General features: G+C 51.1%; 1 rRNA gene. It reads left to right on the top strand.

Annotated elements, in window-relative coordinates:
* Positions 1-1,676 (top strand): 23S ribosomal RNA (locus T432_RS08440); the annotation flags it as partial.

The raw sequence follows: 1,676 nt of genomic DNA, 5'->3' as shown, positions 1-1,676 counted from the left end.
AGATTAGACATATTAAGAGAGCGGATGCGTGGTAGGAGAGCGTTCTGTAAGCCAGAGAAGGTGAATCGAGAGGTTTGCTGGAGGTATCAGAAGTGCGAATGCTGACATGAGTAGCGATAAAGGGAGTGAAAAGCTCCCTCGCCGTAAGTCCAAGGATTCCTGCGCAACGTTCATCGGCGCAGGGTTAGTCGGCCCCTAAGGTGAGGCAGAGATGCGTAGCTGATGGGAAGTGGGTTAATATTCCTACACCGGCTTGTGATGTGAAGGGGGGACGGATTGCGGAATGTGTACGGGCTGTTGGAAATGCTCGGTATTGTAGCCAAGAAGTTGATTAGGCAAATCCGGTCAAAGGATTCAAGGCTATGATTCGCAGAAGACTTAAGGTCTTTGAAGTCACAGGAAGTGGTTCCAGGAAAAGCCTCTAAGCGTTAAATTACAAGTTGACCGTACCGCAAACCGACACAGGTGGACGGGATGAATATTCCAAGGCGCTTGAGAGAACTCAGGAGAAGGAACTCGGCAAATTGATACCGTAACTTCGGGAGAAGGTATGCCTTTGTATGGTGAGTAGCCAGAAGAGGCCGCAGAGAATAGGTGGCTGCGACTGTTTATTAAAAACATAGCACTCTGCAAACACGAAAGTGGAAGTATAGGGTGTGACGCCTGCCCGGTGCTGGAAGGTTAATTGATGTGGTGAGAGCTATTGATCGAAGCCCCAGTAAACGGCGGCCGTAACTATAACGGTCCTAAGGTAGCGAAATTCCTTGTCGGGTAAGTTCCGACCTGCACGAATGGCGTAACGATGGCCACACTGTCTCCTCCTGAGACTCAGCGAAGTTGAAGTGTTTGTGATGATGCAATCTCCCCGCGGCTAGACGGAAAGACCCCATGAACCTTTACTGTAGCTTTACATTGGATCGTGAACCGGCCTGTGTAGGATAGGTGGGAGGCGAAGAAGGAGGTACGCTAGTACTTTTGGAGCCGTCCTTGAAATACCACCCTGGTTTGTTTGTGGTTCTAACCTTGGCCCATTATCTGGGTTGGGGACAGTGTATGGTGGGCAGTTTGACTGGGGCGGTCTCCTCCCAAAGTGTAACGGAGGAGTTCGAAGGTACGCTAGGTACGGTCGGAAATCGTGCTGATAGTGCATTGGCAAAAGCGTGCTTGACTGTGAGACAGACAAGTCGAACAGGTGCGAAAGCAGGACAAAGTGATCCGGTGGTTCTGAATGGAAGGGCCATCGCTCAACGGATAAAAGGTACTCTGGGGATAACAGGCTGATACCGCCCAAGAGTTCATATCGACGGCGGTGTTTGGCACCTCGATGTCGGCTCATCTCATCCTGGGGCTGTAGCCGGTCCCAAGGGTATGGCTGTTCGCCATTTAAAGAGGTACGTGAGCTGGGTTTAAAACGTCGTGAGACAGTTTGGTCCCTATCTGCCGTGGGCGTTGGATACTTGACGGAGGCTGCTCCTAGTACGAGAGGACCGGAGTGGACGTACCGCTGGTGTATCGGTTGTCATGCCAATGGCATTGCCGAGTAGCTACGTACGGAAGAGATAACCGCTGAAGGCATCTAAGCGGGAAACTCGTCTGAAGATAAGGTATCCCTGAGCGTAAAGCTCCTTTTAAGGGTCGTTCGAGACTAGAACGTTGATAGGCTGGGTGTGAAAGTG

The sequence above is a fragment of the Taylorella asinigenitalis ATCC 700933 genome, assembly GCF_000687755.1.
GTDB classification, from domain to species: Bacteria; Pseudomonadota; Gammaproteobacteria; order Burkholderiales; family Burkholderiaceae_B; genus Taylorella; species Taylorella asinigenitalis.
The sequence above is the reverse complement of the archived record's forward strand: the minus strand, read 5'-3'. Positions and strand labels throughout refer to the sequence as shown.